This is a genomic window from Bacillus sp. FSL W7-1354, from assembly GCF_038002405.1.
GTDB classification, from domain to species: Bacteria; Bacillota; Bacilli; order Bacillales; family Bacillaceae; genus Bacillus; species Bacillus paralicheniformis.
On the sequence record NZ_JBBOCL010000001.1, the window covers coordinates 3,265,805 to 3,280,480 of the forward strand.

At 48.0% G+C, this 14,676-nt stretch carries 11 protein-coding genes; 4 read left to right on the forward strand and 7 right to left on the reverse strand.

The features are described 5' to 3' along the window. Positions 1–139 precede the first annotated feature (139 nt). Positions 140–1,270: an alanine dehydrogenase gene (ald, locus tag MKZ04_RS16550; RefSeq protein ID WP_020453571.1), complete on the forward strand. Its 1,131-nt coding sequence runs from the start codon at positions 140–142 to the stop codon at positions 1,268–1,270. 162 nt (positions 1,271–1,432) lie between these two features. Here the strand turns inward: ald and MKZ04_RS16555 are convergent, their stop codons facing one another. From MKZ04_RS16555 to MKZ04_RS16580, 6 genes are all read right to left on the reverse strand, one after another. Then, on the reverse strand, positions 1,433–2,707 hold the full coding sequence (locus MKZ04_RS16555; RefSeq protein WP_128822237.1) for an arabinogalactan endo-1,4-beta-galactosidase: 1,275 nt from the start codon (positions 2,705–2,707) through the stop codon (positions 1,433–1,435). Positions 2,708–2,807: 100 nt separating this feature from the next. Then, positions 2,808–4,862 (reverse strand): beta-galactosidase, encoded by a 2,055-nt coding sequence (locus tag MKZ04_RS16560; protein ID WP_341046394.1) that lies wholly within the window; start codon positions 4,860–4,862, stop codon positions 2,808–2,810. 35 nt (positions 4,863–4,897) lie between these two features. Further along, positions 4,898–5,737 (reverse strand): sugar ABC transporter permease, encoded by an 840-nt coding sequence (locus MKZ04_RS16565; RefSeq protein WP_020453574.1) that lies wholly within the window; start codon positions 5,735–5,737, stop codon positions 4,898–4,900. A 3-nt stretch (positions 5,738–5,740) separates the two neighbouring features. Continuing rightward, positions 5,741–6,997, reverse strand: coding sequence for a carbohydrate ABC transporter permease (locus MKZ04_RS16570; RefSeq protein ID WP_025810524.1), 1,257 nt, complete (start codon positions 6,995–6,997; stop codon positions 5,741–5,743). An 81-nt stretch (positions 6,998–7,078) separates the two neighbouring features. Beyond that, complete coding sequence (locus MKZ04_RS16575) at positions 7,079–8,347, reverse strand: sugar ABC transporter substrate-binding protein (protein WP_035400404.1); 1,269 nt, start codon at positions 8,345–8,347, stop codon at positions 7,079–7,081. Positions 8,348–8,490: 143 nt separating this feature from the next. Next, positions 8,491–9,483 carry a LacI family DNA-binding transcriptional regulator gene (locus tag MKZ04_RS16580; RefSeq protein WP_020453577.1) on the reverse strand — a complete coding sequence of 331 codons (993 nt, stop codon included), beginning with the start codon at positions 9,481–9,483 and terminating at the stop codon, positions 8,491–8,493. 241 nt (positions 9,484–9,724) lie between these two features. Between MKZ04_RS16580 and MKZ04_RS16585 the strand changes: the two genes are divergently transcribed. From MKZ04_RS16585 to galT, 3 genes are read left to right on the forward strand one after another with little or no spacing between them, the layout of a single operon-like run. Next, the gene (locus MKZ04_RS16585; protein WP_341046399.1) at positions 9,725–10,894 is read left to right on the forward strand and encodes a galactokinase; all 1,170 of its coding nucleotides are present in this window, start codon (positions 9,725–9,727) and stop codon (positions 10,892–10,894) included. Between the two features lie 15 nt (positions 10,895–10,909). Next, entirely contained in the window at positions 10,910–11,911 is a 1,002-nt protein-coding gene (gene galE / locus MKZ04_RS16590; RefSeq protein WP_095291223.1) for a UDP-glucose 4-epimerase GalE, read from the forward strand. Further along, a complete protein-coding gene (gene galT / locus MKZ04_RS16595; protein WP_095291221.1) occupies positions 11,908–13,395 on the forward strand; it encodes a UDP-glucose--hexose-1-phosphate uridylyltransferase in 1,488 nt (495 codons plus the stop codon). Before galE ends, galT begins: the two co-directional genes overlap by 4 nt. Positions 13,396–13,430: 35 nt before the next feature. Here galT and MKZ04_RS16600 read toward each other — a convergent pair whose 3' ends face one another. Then, positions 13,431–14,603, reverse strand: coding sequence for an ROK family transcriptional regulator (locus MKZ04_RS16600; RefSeq protein WP_341046401.1), 1,173 nt, complete (start codon positions 14,601–14,603; stop codon positions 13,431–13,433). Positions 14,604–14,676 lie beyond the last annotated feature (73 nt).

The window sequence follows — 14,676 nt, forward strand, 5'->3', positions numbered from 1 at the left end:
TTCACTTCATTCAACGTTCACCAATTTGTTAAATTTCACAAAAAAGCGCTTACATTTTTAATTTTACACACGATGCTCTTGCCGGTTCAGAGATTTATACTAGCGGTAGAATCATATTTCATTTGAGGGGGACGACATCATGATCATTGGAATTCCGAAAGAAATTAAAAACAATGAGAACCGTGTAGCCATTACGCCGGCCGGAGTAGTCGCGCTTAAAAAAAGCGGTCATCAAGTTTTAATCGAACAGGGAGCCGGACTTGGAAGCGGCTTTGAGGATGCTGACTACAAAGCAGCCGGGGCAGACATTTTGGTTGAAGCGAAGGATGTATGGGCAAAAGCGGATATGGTCATGAAGGTGAAAGAGCCGATCAGCTCTGAATACGGCTATTTCCGAAAAGGACTTGTTTTATTTACGTATCTGCACTTAGCAGCTGAGCCTGAGCTTGCGAAAGCGCTTGTGGACAGCGGCGTCACAGCCATCGCCTACGAAACGGTCGAAGTGAACCGGACGCTTCCGCTCCTGACTCCAATGAGTGAAGTCGCCGGACGCATGGCTTCACAGATCGGCGCGCAATTTCTTGAGAAATCAAAAGGCGGCAAAGGCATCCTGTTATCAGGCGTACCCGGCGTAAAACGCGGCAAGGTTACGATCATCGGCGGCGGAGTGGTCGGTACGAACGCTGCCAAAATCGCAGTCGGACTTGGCGCTGACGTCACTTTGATCGATTTGAGCGCTGAGCGCCTCCGCCAGCTCGATGACCAGTTCGGCAAAGACATTCAAACGCTTATGTCCAACCCGCTCAACATTGCGGAAGCCGTAAAAGACTCTGACCTTGTCATCGGCGCCGTCTTAATCCCTGGTGCAAAAGCGCCGAAACTTGTCACAGAAGAGATGATTCAGTCGATGTCCCCAGGCTCAGTTGTTGTAGACGTGGCGATTGACCAGGGCGGCATTATTGAAACGGTTGATAAGATCACTACGCATGACGATCCGACTTATACGAAGCACGGCGTTGTCCATTATGCAGTCGCCAATATGCCGGGAGCCGTTCCCCGTACTTCAACGATCGGCTTAACAAACGTCACTATGCCTTACGCTTTGCAAATCGCAAATAAAGGCGTTGAACAAGCAGTCGCCGAAAATCAGGCGCTCGCTCTCGGCGTCAACGTTGCAAACGGAAGCATTACCTACAAGGCCGTCGCGCGCGACCTTGGATATGAATACGTATCTGTAGAAGATGCATTTCAAACGGTAACCGCTGGTTAAGCGGACCCTATCTTTCTGTCAATTGAATGAAAACATTTTAATTACGCTTTCTGACTGTCCTTTCACGAAAAAAAGCCGGATATCATCCGGCCTTTTTTCATTCTGCTTTAAACCGCTTTCCGGCAAACGGCGTTCGCCTTCATCCAAGAATTCAGCTGCAAGTCAATTTTTGAATGGTGTTCCCGTATCAACATACTTAAATACATTCAGAGACGGCAATGGACGTCCTTTAAAATCAAACAATGCCTGATTGTCTACGGCGCTGCCGCCAAACCACTTTCCTGCGTCTTCCGGGTCGTATTCAGCGGCATAGCTTGTGGCCCAGCCTGATCCGTATGTCTCCCAAAGCGCTTTATTTTTCTCAAGCTGGCGTGCCGGTCCTACTGGAATCCATGCCGGTTCCCAATAGAAAACGCCGATTCCGGCTTCTCCTACATCGCTGACCGCTTGAATCACATCACGGACCGCGTTCGCCTGTCCTTGAACGGTGACCGGGTAATTGAGCGTTTGACCGTTTTTAGGGGCTGTATTTTCGTGTCCGTCTCCGTCTTCAGCCGTATACGTATAAGATGTCTCGGCTACCATGACCTTTTTGCCGTACGTATCCGCGACGGATGTCAGGACGGATGTTAGATTCTTCAGTGTGCCATGCCAAAATGGATAATATGAGCTTGCAAATACATCATAGTCGACATGGTGCCGGTGAAGCGTCTCGGCAATCCAAGCGTACCTGCCGGACGTCTCCGGATTGGTAAAATGCAAGGCGACTAAAATATTCGAATCCGTCTCCCGGACCGCTTGGCTCCCCGCATTGAATAATTGGCTCATCTTCGCCCAGTCCGTTTCACCGGCAAGACCCCCGTTTGTTTCGTTTCCGACCTGCACCATGCCGACGTTGATGCCCGCTGCTTTCATCGCTTCAAGGCTTTGTTTTGTATATTGGTAAAGCGCCGTTTTTTTATCTTCAAAGTTTAGGTTTGCCCATGCTTTTGGCGCTTTCTGTTTCGCCGGGTCCGCCCAGAAATCGGAATAGTGGAAATCCGCCAGCAGCTTCATTCCGTTGGCAGTGGCCCGTTTTCCGATCTGAATCGCTTTTTTCAGATCATTATTGCCCCCTCCATAGCCATTGCCGTTAGCATCATAGGGATCATTCCAGATGCGCACCCGGACATAATTGACGCCTGCTTCCTTCAGCGTTTTGAATATATCCTGTTTCTTTCCGGATTCATTGTAAAAGGCGACGCCGCTCTCTTCCAAAGCGATGATACTCGAAACATCAACCCCTTTTATAAAATCCTTGTGAAGCCCTGAAACCTTTTCGACAAAAAGGCCGCTTTCTGCCGCCTTGGAACCTCTGACGGCTTCCGCCGGACCGCCGGTTCCAAGTGCGCCCAAAACAACAATCAGCACCACAAAAACAGCCACCACGTTTTTCATGAATCTCGCTTCTCCCCTTTCATAATTGACACACGCCAAAACGAAAACGCTTTCATTTTTTTAAGAGAAACACCCACATTAAAGCGGATGTCCCCCGGGCTTATTTTTTTGTTTTTACCGCTATTCTGGCTTCATATTTTTCCAATGTGATTTCGCCGGTCAGCGTTTCTCCGGTCAGCATATCTTTAACGGCCGACTCCAACACGACGGGCTGGCGTTTTTCTGTGAAATTCATGATGAAAATATAATCATTTTCTTCATCCTGTCTGACTTGAACGGAGACGCCAGGCTGATGTTTCACATCAAAAGCCGGTTGAATCGATAGCTCTTTGATCAATGTTTCATAAAAATCCCGATGAAATTGACTGCTTAAGCGCGCACCGATATAGTACGTCTTCCCCTGTTTGTATGAATGGCATGTAACAGCCGGCGTGTCCGCATAAAAATCGTCCTCATAGAATCCCACGGGATCTGCCGTATCCAGCTTCAGCACGGTCGCATAATCTTTCAGCTCATAGGACCGGTTTTGATAACGGACCCTATTTTTGTCGCCCGGATAGAGCGTATCGGTTTCAACAGGTTCCATGCCAAACATCTCTTGCAGATCTTGCGGCCATCCGCCTAAATAGGTCAGGTCAGATTCGTTGACGATTCCGCTAATATACGTCATCACCAATGTGCCCCCGTTTGCTGCAAAGGCTTTTAAACGCGCGATTGTTTCTTCACTTGCTAAGTAAAGCATCGGAACGATCAGCAGCCGGTACGGCGAAAAATCCTGTTCCTTCGTAATCACGTCGACTGGAATATCACGCTCCCAAAACGCGCGGTAGTGCTCGTGCAAGGTTTGGGGATACCGCTTGGTTTTCATCCCGAATCCTTGTGCATCTTCGAGCGCCCAATGGGTTTCCCAATCATAGAGGATCGCGACATTCGCGGGCCGGGTCGTTCCGACGACTTCAGACAGTTCATCAAGGGTTTGCCCCACTTTTGCCACTTCTTTAAATACGCGGTTCTCGGAACAATTGTCATGGCCGACAACCGCACCGTGAAATTTTTCCGATGAGCCGCGGGATTTCCGCCATTGAAAATAGAGAATGCTGTCAGATCCGTGGGCGATCATCTGCATAGAAGACAAGAGATGCATCCCCGGCCGTTTCGCTTTATTAAAATTGTGCCAATTGACAGCGCTTGGCGTCGATTCCATTAAAAGAAACGGCTGCTGTTTCAGGCTGCGGTACAAATCATTGATAAAGCCGACTTTCATGGCCAAATCAGCTGTGCTTTCCCAATCATTGTGCCAGGCGGGATACGCGTCCCAGCTGATCACGTCCAGATGCTTGGCAAACTTGCTGTAGTCCAGCCCTTGAAATGGAATGAGATCATGCGTGTCAGCCATAAAGTTGGTCGTAATCGGAATATTCGGCGTGATTTCCTTCAACGGAACGATTTCATTTTGAAAGAAAGAGATCGTCTGATCAGTGACGAAGCGGCGCCAGTCCAAACTCAAGCCGTGCACCGCATTTTCACCGATCGGAGACGGCGATTCAATCTGTGACCAATCGTTGAAGGTATGGCTCCAAAAAGGCGTCCACCATGCATCATTCAAAGATTTAAGATCATTGTTGTACTTCTTTTTCAGCCAGTCTCTAAAAGCGTGCTGGCATTGATGACAATGGCATTCTCCTCCGTATTCGTTGGAGACATGCCACATCAAAAGGGCAGGATGGCTGCCGTACCTTTCAGCCAGCAAGCGGTTGATCTTTCTCGTTTTTTCACGGTATACGTATGAAGTGAAGCAATGATTGTGCCTTCCGCCATGCAGCTGTTTGACACGTTCCGCATTGACGCGCAGCACTTCCGGATATTTTTGCGACAGCCAAGCAGGACGGGCGCCGCTCGGTGTCGCCATTATAATCCGTCCGCCGTTCCGGTGAATGTTCTCAAACATATCATCCAGCCATTCAAACGTATAGACGCCTTCCTCCGGCTCAAGAGCGCTCCATGAAAAAATCCCCACTGAAAATGTATTCGTATGGGCAAGCTTCATCAGCTTGATATCATCTGCAAGAATATCCGGACGGTCAAGCCATTGATCCGGATTGTAGTCTCCCCCGTGAAGCATGTATTTTGCTTGTGTCGTATAAATTTTTGGCATAATACTCTCCTTTTTTAGACCATATTCTTCTCGGACTATCCTTTCGTTCCGCCTGCCGTCAACCCTGATACAAAGTTCTTTTGCAGCATGATAAAGATGACGGCTACCGGAATGCTGATCAAAATGGCGCCGGCGGCAAACGTCGTATAGCTGGCTCCCATGACTTCATTGACTAAATTGTATAAACCGATCGGCAATGTATACGACTCCGGCGTCCGCAATATGGTCGAAGACAAAACGAAATCCCCGAGCGGTCCGGTGAATCCGTTCATGGCGACGACCGCGATCATCGGTTTGGATAGCGGCATAATAATCTGCAGAAAAATCCTTGTATTGCTAGCGCCGTCAATCTTAGCGCTCTCATCCAAATCGATGGGAATGGAATCCATATACCCCTTCATCAAATACGTGTTCATCGGTATAAGTCCGCCGATGTACAGCAAAATCAGCAGCCAATGGCTGTTCATCATTCCGAGCATCTGCGCTAAAACGAAGAGCGCAACCAAAGCCGAAAATTGAGGAATCATTTGCAGCAGCATGAATAAAACTAAAGCGTTTTTTCTACCTTTAAAACGAAAACGTGAAAAAGCATAAGCTGTAAAAGAAACACTGATAATTGATCCGATCATCGTAAAGATGCTGATTTTAAGCGAGTTTATATACCATTGCCCGTATTGAAGGCTCTCTTTTCCTGCAAATAATTCTCTATAGTGATCCAATGTCGGATTTGCCGGAATGATAGAAGTACTGACCAAACTGTTGCCGGGATTAAAGCTGGCTCCCACCGTCCAAAGCAGAGGATATATGATAACGGCTGTCATAAAAACCAACAGAGAATAGGTCAGAAGGAGCCGAAAGAATCTTCTTTTCTTCATATGTTAAGCCCCCTCTTTGAAAGAATTTGTCCGTCTGAACTGCCACAGCGCGATCGAGATGACAAAGACCGACAGCAGGATCGTCAATGCGGCGGCTAAAGAGTACTGGCTCGACTGCATCGTCAATTTGTAAATCCAGGACACCAGAATGTCGGTTCCTCCCGCTGTTGACCCGGGAACAGCCGGACCGCCTCCATTGAATAGATAGATAATGTTGAAGTTATTAAAGTTAAAAGTGAATTGCGTGATGATAATCGGCGCCATTGCGATTAAAATCAGCGGCATTGTGATATGCCTGAATTTCGAAAACGCGGACGCGCCGTCAATTGTCGCCGCTTCATACAGGTCGTCCGGAATCGACTGCAGAACACCGGTCGTCACAATGAACACATAAGGAAAACCGAGCCACCCCTGCATGAGGATAAGCGCCAGCTTCGTCCAATTGGCATTCGTCATCCAGGGAATCGGATCGATGCCGAATGCGGCGAGGATTTGATGATTGAATGCACCGAAGCTGTCATTAAAGAGGCCGGCAAACACAAGAATGGTAACAAAGCCGGGCACGGCCCAAGGCAAAACCAGAATCGTCCGGAAAAATTTCTTGAAGCGGACTTCCTTCTGATTGACGACAACCGCCAACAAAATTCCCAACCCGACTTGGAGCGTGGAAGCGACAAGCGTCCAGACAATGGTCCAAGCTAAAACATCCAAAAAGGTCGACCGCCAAATATCAACGGTGAAAATTTCGGAAAACGTTTTAAGCCCTACCCAATCGACAAGGTGGGCAGGCGGAGAATGGTAGAGGTTATAATTTGTAAAAGCTAATGCAAAGCTGAACAAAATCGGAAAAACAACGGCGAAAATCAAAATGAACAGTGATGGTCCGCTGATGAGATACGGATAACCCTGAGCCATTAAATTATGATATTGTTCCTTGAGTGAACTGAGCTCCTTTTGTTCATCGCGCCGCTTTCCGTTTTGGTAGGCATCCCGCAAATTGGCGTAATAGACAGCCAGCCCAAAACCGGTGACAATCACGGCGATGATGCCTTCTGCCAATAGAAAAATCGAGTTATCGCGCGGCACTTCGGTTCCAAGCGTAAACAGGCCCCACAGCCCCATATTCAGCAAATCGCCAAAAACCGCAAAGAACGAGACGCCTAAAAGAAGGAATAACAGACCCTTTATCCATTGTTTATTGTAGAATTGGCCCAAACCGGGAATGATTGATAATAGTAAAGCTTTTTTGCGATGCTGCACCTTCTCTTTCACCTCTTTATATGGACGTCCTGATCATAAATGGCGCCAAACTTAAGACAAGTTTGACACCAATGCTGCGGCTTATTTGCTGCCGCTGTGCTTCGCTTTGATCTGTCCTTGTATCGTTTCCGCGGCTTGATCAAGCGCTTTTTTCGGTTCCGCTTTTCCGGTTGCGATCGTTTGCAGAGCCGCATCCGCCGGCGTCCATACTTCATTCATCTCAGGAATATTCGGCGTCAACTCTGAGTACTGAGATTGCTCGGCAACAGCTTGAGCCGCTTCGCTTTTTGTGACGGCAGGATCATCCGCCAGTTCTTTGACAGCGGGAACTTCTTTTGTGATCTCATATCTCTTCTTTGAGTTTTCTTTATTGGCGAGAAAGACGGCTAATTCTTCCGCTAGATCGGCATTCTTCGAATAAGCGCTTACATTGTAGCTCTTCACGCCGACAAAAGAACTCATATGTTTGCCGTTGGACAGCTTAGGTAGCTTGGCAACCCCGTAGTCGATGCCCGCTTTTTTGAACGGTTCCAGATTCCACGGACCAGAAATGATCGCTGCTGCTTTTCCTTCCGTAAACAGCGATTCCAGCACATTGATGCCTTGCTCCCCAATAATTCCGGCAGGGAACAGCCCTTCTTGATAAAACTTCTGAATGTACTCGGCTCCTTCAACTGCACCTTTGTTATTCAAGCCGAGATCAGCCGGATCATAAGTGCCGTCTGCATGGCTCTTAAAAATGTAGCCGCCGTATCCTCCCATGACGCTCTGTGCATAATAAATCTGGTCAAACAACGCCAGGAAGCCGAATTTTTTGCCGTCAGCCGTTTTTTTCGAATACTCATACCATTCATCCAGCGTTTTCGGCAGTTCTTTTTCAGAAATCAAATCTTTATTATAGTAGAGCATCGTCGTTTCGACCGCTTTCGGCAGGCCGTAGACCTTACCGTTTGTCACCTGGGATCTCATTGCTGGTTCCGTATAGATCGATTGGATCTCTTTGTCCACCTTTAATTCCTTGATCAAACCTTCCGTTACCGCTGTTCCGATTTGATCTCCAGGCATCGTTAACACATCAGGCCCCGTTCCTGCCGGTCCATCCATCCGCAAATCTTCGATCTGCTTTGCGTAAGGCTTTTCCACGACTTTGACAGATACGCCGTGCTCTTTTTCAAACTGGGCAACGGCATCTTTAATGCCTTCGCTTTTTTCTTTATCTTCCCAGACCACGAGTTCCTTTTGCTTCGAGCCTGATGCTTCATTGCTGCTCTCTTTAGGTCCGCAGGCAGTTAAAGACAAACTGAGAGCAATCACACTGCTGATTCCAACATATTTTTTCATATTCATCATTTGTCTCATTCCTTTTATTGGATTGAAAGCGCTTCGCAAAAACAATATAGCATGTCTAAGAAAAAGTGTAAACAATTATTTTACTGACTATAGTAAAATGTTTTACGAAAAAGGCGCAGCTTATGAACAGCCTGCGCCTTTTTTTAATTGGTGCTTTTCCTGACCACCAGTTCTGCACCGATATATAGCGTTTTTACAGCTTTTCTCTTTTCAAGTATTTGTTCAAGAAGCAATTCAATGGCGTTTTTGCAAAGTTCTTTAATATCGATATGGAATGTCGTCAGCGGCGGAGATACGTATTTCGCCACACTGATGTTGTTGATGCTGATGACGCTCACCCTGCCCGGGATGGCGACCCCTTTTTCATTTAAAGCCTGAAGGCAGCCTACGGCGATCGGATCCGCCGCTGTAAAGAAGGCCGTCGGCAGCTTTTCGCCCAATGTTTCAACCGCTTTATCCATCAGATGGTAGCCGTTTTCCACAGAAAATCCCCTGCGGCAAAAAATAAAGCCTTCCTCCAAGAGCCCTTTTTCCCTCATATAATCGCGAAACGTTCGTTCCCTTACGTCCATTTCGTCTTCATCGGTATTGGGATTGTGGTACGTGCCTCCGATAAAGCCGATCTTTTCATGCCCTTTTTCGATAAGAAAGTCCACCGTTTTCCTCGTCATCTGCTTTAAGTCCGGCCTGACTGAATCAAAATGATTCGGATCCGGCGTCGAATCGATAAATACTCCGTGAGGCGTCATCTGCCTTAACCGGGTTAATTCATCATCTGAAAATGATCCGACCGCAATGAATCCTTCAATGTTTTCGGGGATGGCGTCAATTCCCCCCGAAATTTTATACGTCGTCAGTTCAACGTTGAATTGCTTTGCGAGCTTCTCGATTTCCAGCCTCATCGTTTTAAAATACACGTCTTCGAGTTCCTCTTTATCCGTCAGCCAGTACAGAAACGCGATGTTTTTTACCAGTGTTCTGATCGTTTTTTTGCGGTAGTTCAGGCTTTCCGCCACTTCAAATATTTTCTCCCGCGTCTCATCGGGTACGGACAGGCTTTCGTCGTTATTTAATACGCGGGAAACCGTCGAGATGGAATACCCCGCCTTTTCTGCAACATCTTTTATCGTCGCCACGATTGCAAAACCTCCATGAACATCTTTCATATTTTTTAGTAAAATATTTTACTAATTTAACGTTGATTTTTGTAAAAGTCAAGTGCTGATTGCCCTATCCCCGCCAATAAGGATTTTACATGAAAACGTTTCATTTGAAAAAACACTTTTTATTGCACCAATTGAAAACCCGTAGTAAACTGGGGTTAAACTTAATTAAATTAATTTATTAAGTCTGCACGTCAAACGAATGGGAGGATATATGAATACTGCAGCCGCTTTATCAAACGACTTTCGCTCTATTTTTAAGACAGAACAGACACCGCGAACCTTTTTTGCTCCGGGAAGAATCAACTTAATCGGCGAACACACGGATTATAATGGAGGGCATGTTTTCCCCGCTTCGATTTCATTTGGCACCTATGCCCTTGGCGTGAAACGAGATGATCAACTGATCCGTTTCTATTCAAAGAACTTCCCTGACAAAGGCATAATTGAATGCAGCTTGAGCGATTTAGCCTTTGACCGGTCTGACGGCTGGGCCAACTATCCGAAAGGAATGTTCCTTTTGATGAAAGCGGCAGGCCACCAAATCGTTCACGGCGCCGATATTTTGTATTACGGAAATATTCCGCACGGGGCGGGCCTCTCTTCTTCCGCATCGATTGAACTTGCGACAGGCGTTCTTTTAAAAGGGCTTTATGGTTTGCAGACAGACACGATCTCCATGGTTAAGCTCGGACAAAAAGTCGAAAACGAATACATCGGCGTAGGCAGCGGCATTATGGACCAATTTGCGATCGGCATGGGGAAAAAGGATCACGCGATTTTGTTAGACTGCCAAACACTTCATTACACATACGCTCCCTTCGTATTGAAGGAACACGATGTGATCATCATCAATACAAACAAACAGCGGACGCTGGCCGGATCTAAATATAATGAAAGGCGGGCCCAATGCGAAGAGGCGCTCCGCGATCTGCAGCAGGAGTTATCGATTGCAAGCCTGGGCGAAATGACGGCGGAAGCATTTGAAGCTCATCAGCACCTCATCCGAGATGAAATTAATCGAAAACGCGCCAAGCATGCGGTGTACGAAAATGCCCGGACGCTGAAAGCGCTGGAAAAACTTCGCGGGGACGACCTCGCCGGGTTCGGCAAGCTGATGAATGAATCTCATATGTCTTTAAGGGATGATTATGAAGTGACAGGGCTGGAGCTTGATACCATTGTCCAGGCGGCTTGGGAACAAGACGGCGTCCTGGGTGCACGCATGACAGGCGCCGGGTTCGGCGGCTGTGCGATTGCGATTGTAGAAAAAGACCGGACAGACAGCTTTAAAGAACGCGTGAATGCCGTCTACCGCGAAACGGTTGGCTATGATGCCGCATTTTATACTGCGGCGATAGGCGACGGCGCCAAAGAAATATAGAAAGGGGAATTGGATATGAGTGTGTTGGTTTTGGGCGGTGCCGGCTATATCGGTTCACACGCCGTGTATCAATTATTGGACAGGGGCGAAACCGTCGTTGTCGTTGACAACCTTGAGACCGGCCAAAGACAGGCCGTACATCCTGAGGCAGTCTTTTATGAAGGGGATGTGCGCGATCGCGACTTCCTCCGCACTGTTTTCGAAAAGGAACGTATTGAAGAAGTGATCCACTTCGCCGCCAGTTCACTTGTCGGCGAATCAATGAAAGATCCGCTTAAATACTACGACAACAATGTATCCGGGACACAGGTTTTGCTTCAGACGATGCTTGAGCACGATGTGAAAAAAATCGTATTCTCCTCGACGGCGGCCGTCTACGGAGAGCCTGAATCGGTGCCGATCACAGAAGACATGCCGACGCGGCCGACAAGCACCTACGGGGAAACGAAACTGATCATGGAGAAGCTCATGAAGCGGACTGAAGAAGCCCATGGAGTCAGCTTTGTGTCTCTCAGGTACTTTAATGTCGCAGGAGCAAGGGAAACGGGAGAGATCGGAGAAGACCATCATCCGGAAACACACCTGGTCCCCATCATCCTGCAAACCGCTCTCGGACAAAGACCGCATATTACGATTTTTGGGGATGACTATGATACGCCCGACGGCACGTGCATCCGCGACTATGTTCATGTCGAAGACCTGATTGACGCTCATCTGTCGGCTTTGGACTATTTAAGAGAAGGCGGCAAAAGCGATATATTCAACCTCGGCAGCAGCGAAGGATTTTCGGTGAAAGAAATGATTGATGCGGCGAGAAAGGTCACCGGCAAAGACATTCCCGCCGAGATCGGCAAGCGCAGAGCCGGCGACCCGAGCATCCTGATTGCCGGCTCTGACAAAGCAAAGCAGGTCCTGGGCTGGAGGCCTTCGCGCACTTCTGTAGCAAAGATCATTGAAGACGCCTGGAAGTGGCATTCATCACATCCAAACGGGTACAGGAAGGAAGTGTCAACATGATTGAACAAGACATAGCCGGACTCATTCAAAAAGCGCTTGAAACAGGGTTAATCGAACCGGATGACGTGAACTACGCACGCAACCAAGTGATGAACCTGCTGGGTCTGGACTCGTTTCCCGAAGAAGCCCCTGCGGCTTCCGGCGACTCCATCCCCGACCTTTTGGAAAGACTCGCCGCTTATGCAATTGAACACGGCGTCATAACCGACGACGCAGACGCGAAAGACATGCTGGCGGCAAATGTGATGAATTGCTTTGTTGCAAGACCTTCTGTCATCAATGCCGTGTTTCAGCAAAAATACGAGCAATCGCCGCTGGAGGCGACCGCCTATTTTTATCAGCTCAGCAAAAACAGCAACTATATCCAGACAAAACGAATTGAAAGAAATATTTCGTATCAGGCGGATACACCTTACGGCACAATGGATATTACGATCAATTTGTCAAAGCCGGAAAAAGACCCTGAGCAAATCAAACGGGAGCGCGCCGCTGCAAAACGAGCACGCAGCTATCCGACGTGCCTGCTGTGCAAAGAAAACGAAGGGTATGCAGGACGAATCGGGTATCCCGCCCGGGCGAACCACAGGATTATTAAAGTCCCGCTCGCCGGAGAAAACTGGTATTTTCAATATTCTCCATATGCTTACTATAACGAGCACAGCATTTTATTTTCTGAGCAGCATCGGCCGATGAAAATTGATAAGCTTGCCTTTCACAGGCTGCTTGTTTTTACAGAGCTGTTTCCGCATTATTTTATCGGATCGAATGCCGATTTGCCGATCGTCGGCGGGTCTATTTTAAGCCATGACCATTATCAAGCCGGACGATATGAGTTTGCGATGACGCGGGCAGAAGACGCGTTCTCATTTCAAATCAAACAGCATCCGGACATCGAAGCCTCTGTTTTAAAATGGCCGATGTCTGTCATCCGCTTGAAAGGAACGGCGATCAACAGCCTTGTCGATGCGGCGGATCATATTTTTCAGACTTGGAAAAACTACTCGGATCAACAAGCGGATATTACGGCTTTTACTGATGAAACGCCTCATAACACGATTACGCCTATTGCAAGAAACGTGAGCGGTGTTTTTGAAATCGACCTTGTGCTCAGAAACAACCGGACATCTGCCGAGCATCCATACGGCATATTCCACCCGCATGCTGACGTTCACCATATTAAGAAAGAAAATATCGGCTTAATCGAAGTGATGGGCCTGGCCGTTCTTCCTCCCCGCTTAAAGACCGAACTGGCAGGTGTCCAAGAATTCCTGCTCGGTCAGTCAGATGCCGTTGAAGCGCATCACCGGGAATGGGCCGAACAGCTCAAAACCGAATACGGAGAGCTGTCCGGGCCGAAGCATGCTGAATCAATTGTACGAAAAGAACTTGGCCGGAAATTTGTTAAAGCCCTTGAGGATGCCGGGGTATTCAAAAACCGCGAAGCTTTCATGCGCTTCATCCACACGGTCAATCGTCAGGGGTAAGGCTTCACCGGTGTTAAAACAGGCGAAAAAAAGGCTTATTTTAACACCGGATCAAACAGCTCCGCCAACAGCAATGAAACGGCTCCGTAAAGCGTCGCTTCATCGCCGAGCTTCGTTATCGTCACCTCTGTCTGCCTCGCTTCGGCTGTTAAGGCTTTCTGCTGTATCGTTTCTCGTATCGCCGGCAATATGAACCTCCCGCCTTTCATCACTCCGCCGCCCAGCACGATTTTGCCCGGATTGACAAGATGAATGAAGTTGGTCAGCCCGATTCCGATGATCACACCGGTTTCCCGAAAGAGTTCGATACACGTTTGGCAGCCGTTCTCGGCCATTTCAAACAAATCTTTGGCTGTCAGGCTGTCCGGACTTTCTTTTAACCGTTTGTTTCCCCGCTTGGCAATCGCTTTACCGCTCACAATCGTCTGCAGGCAGCCCCGGTTGCCGCACTCGCACTTTTCTCCATTAATATCAATGATCATATGGCCCAGTTCCCCTGCGATTCCTTCCGCTCCATGGTACAGTTTTCCGTTGATGACAATCCCCGCACCGACACCGTGGCCGACGTTTACGGCCGCCATACTGCCTACATCATCGCGGCCGCCGAACCACGATTCGCCAAGCGCCATCGCCCTGGCATCGTTTTCAACTCTGACCGTTAAGTTGAATTCTTGTTCCAGCACATCTTTAATGGGAATATTGGTTAGGTTTAAAATCGGGGCGATGCGTGACATTCCCGTTTCAGCATCGACGACCCCGTGCATTGCGATGCCGATCCCGATGATCTTTTCCTGATTGACATCGGCCCGTCCCAAAATCGCATAAACATTTTCTTTTAAAACATCAATGAACGTCTCGTTTGTCAGCGGTTTTTTCAGCAGGCTGGATGTCCGCTGCAGTATCCCTCCGGCTAAATCGGTTAAGATGCACTCCACCGTCTCAGGCCCGGCATCAATGCCAATGACATAATAGGCACCTGTGTTGATGTGCAGCATTGTCGGCTTCCTTCCGCCGCTCGAATGGCCGAGCGTGCTTTCTTTCACGAGCCCTTGTTCGATCAGCTCTTTGACAATGCTTGAGACCGTGGGAGGGGTAATCTTTGTTTCCTTGGCGATCTCGGCTCTCGAAATCGGCTCTGAAGTTCTGATTTTATTAAGAATGATCGATTTGTTCACCGATTTCATTAATTGAAATGTACCACGCTGCATGTGAAATCCTCCATTTACACCATATCGTAGGTTTTATTGTACCACGGTTAATTAATTAAATTAACAAACGAAA

What these genes read in the sequence shown, in the direction of transcription:
- MKZ04_RS16575 (WP_035400404.1), bottom strand. Translation starts at nt 8,347, where the DNA reads ATGATGAATATGAAAAAATATGTTGGAATCAGCAGTGTGATTGCTCTC.
- MKZ04_RS16585 (WP_341046399.1), top strand. Translation starts at nt 9,725, where the DNA reads ATGAATACTGCAGCCGCTTTATCAAACGACTTTCGCTCTATTTTTAAG.
- ald (WP_020453571.1), top strand. Translation starts at nt 140, where the DNA reads ATGATCATTGGAATTCCGAAAGAAATTAAAAACAATGAGAACCGTGTA.
- galE (WP_095291223.1), top strand. Translation starts at nt 10,910, where the DNA reads ATGAGTGTGTTGGTTTTGGGCGGTGCCGGCTATATCGGTTCACACGCC.
- MKZ04_RS16555 (WP_128822237.1), bottom strand. Translation starts at nt 2,707, where the DNA reads ATGAAAAACGTGGTGGCTGTTTTTGTGGTGCTGATTGTTGTTTTGGGC.
- MKZ04_RS16600 (WP_341046401.1), bottom strand. Translation starts at nt 14,603, where the DNA reads ATGCAGCGTGGTACATTTCAATTAATGAAATCGGTGAACAAATCGATC.
- galT (WP_095291221.1), top strand. Translation starts at nt 11,908, where the DNA reads ATGATTGAACAAGACATAGCCGGACTCATTCAAAAAGCGCTTGAAACA.
- MKZ04_RS16565 (WP_020453574.1), bottom strand. Translation starts at nt 5,737, where the DNA reads ATGAAGAAAAGAAGATTCTTTCGGCTCCTTCTGACCTATTCTCTGTTG.
- MKZ04_RS16560 (WP_341046394.1), bottom strand. Translation starts at nt 4,862, where the DNA reads ATGCCAAAAATTTATACGACACAAGCAAAATACATGCTTCACGGGGGA.